Annotated in this window: 1 protein-coding gene; it reads left to right on the top strand. The window is 39.6% G+C overall.

Features of this window, described 5'->3' with window-relative positions; genetic code table 11:
* Nucleotides 1–352 precede the first annotated feature (352 nt).
* Complete coding sequence (locus KSW37_RS15500) at nucleotides 353–1645, top strand: ATP-binding protein (protein WP_153136920.1); 1293 nt, start codon at nucleotides 353–355, stop codon at nucleotides 1643–1645.
* Nucleotides 1646–1746 lie beyond the last annotated feature (101 nt).

The raw sequence follows: 1746 nt of genomic DNA, 5'->3' as shown, positions 1-1746 counted from the left end.
ACCTTTCTAGGGATAGCTCCTTAAAAAGAGTAACCTAGTTAGGTATAATGGGTATCCGCTGACAACCCATATAGTGATAAAAATAAAAATGCGTAACTCATTTAGTGATAAGAAAAATAGATAGTAACAAATTTAGTTTAACCATCCTAAAGGTGACAACTTTTTCACGTATAAGACATTGATTTTGTTAGATGTATGATACAAATACATTTTTAAGGACGACTTTTTGTGATTTTCCACACTTTTAAGGACGACTTTTTGTGGTTTTATACATTTTTAAGGACGACTTTTTGTGTTCATTGAAATAAAAAATGTATCTTTGCATTCAGAAATATCAAATAATCAGATAGTTATGAAGAGAAATGCCATCAAATACCTATATCAATGGAAAGCAAGCAACGACCGAAAGCCGTTGATTATGCTTGGAGCCCGCCAGGTTGGCAAAACCTGGCTGATGCAGGAATTTGCCAAAGAGGCCTATACCCGTAGTGCGTATGTAAACTTCGAAGACAATGAAATGCTCCGGGAAGTTTTTGCACATGACTTTGATATTCCCCGTATTATCAATAGCATACAATGGAGTACAGGAGTTTCTATTGATGAAAATACGCTTATTATCCTTGATGAGATACAAGAAGCACCCAGGGGTATCACCGCATTAAAGTATTTTGCAGAAAAAGCACCTCAATATCATGTCGTAGCTGCAGGTTCATTGCTCGGAATTGCGATGCATCAGAATGACTCTTTTCCTGTAGGTAAGGTAGATTTCATGCATTTATATCCCCTCACATTCTTTGAATTTCTAGATGCAATCGGTGAAAGCCGTATGGTAGAACTGCTGATGTCAAAGGATTGGAATATGATAACCATGTTCCGGAATAAATTTGAGGAATGCCTGCGACAGTATTATCTGGTCGGGGGAATGCCGGCTGTAGTACAGTCTTTTGCCAGCGAGGGAAATCTGTCTGAAGTCAGAAGCATTCAAAAAGGAATCCTTGAAGCGTATGAGCGTGATTTTTCCAAACATGCTCCGGCCATAGAAGTTCCACGTATCCGAATGGTATGGAAATCCATCCCATCCCAGCTTGCCAAGGAAAACAAGAAATTTATCTATGGTGCCGTAAAGGAAGGAGCCAGAGCAAAGGATTTTGAGCTCGCTATCGAATGGCTGAAAGATGCAGGGTTGATCTATAAGATAAACCGTTGTAAGAAAGCCCTGTTGCCATTGGCTGCATATGAGGATTTTTCTGCTTTCAAGTTATTCCTGTCTGATGTCGGACTGATGGGTGCCATGAGCAATATTCCTGCCCAAAGCTTGCTGGAAGGAAATGTATTGTTTTCAGATTTTAAGGGGGCGCTGACAGAACAGTATGTCCTGCAGCAGCTTAAGGAGAAATCTTCCCTGTCTATCTATTATTGGTCGGCAGAAAATTCACGTGGTGAAATAGATTTCCTGGTGCAGGATGAAGAAAGAATCATTCCGATAGAAGTAAAGGCTGAGGAGAATTTGCAGGCTAAGAGTTTGAGGGTGTTTGTAGAGCGCAATCAGGGATTGAAAGGTATGCGCCTATCCATGTCACCTTATAGAGAGCAGGATTGGCTTGCCAATTATCCATTATATTCCGTATCTGCAATATTCGGATAAAAAATGATTAATTATAGGTGTAGAAACAAATAGTAGAGAAAAATTTGAGGGTGTGTCATAAGTCTGTGACGCACCCCTTTTTATTTTTTGCCTTTTCACAG

The organism is Segatella copri, assembly GCF_019127135.1.
Classification (GTDB): Bacteria; Bacteroidota; Bacteroidia; order Bacteroidales; family Bacteroidaceae; genus Prevotella.
Note: the sequence above shows the minus strand (reverse complement) of the source record. Positions and strands in the feature narration are given on the sequence as shown.

Bases quoted from the DNA above. Each gene is read 5' to 3' on its own strand.
- KSW37_RS15500 (WP_153136920.1), top strand. From the start codon at position 353: ATGAAGAGAAATGCCATCAAATACCTATATCAATGGAAAGCAAGCAAC.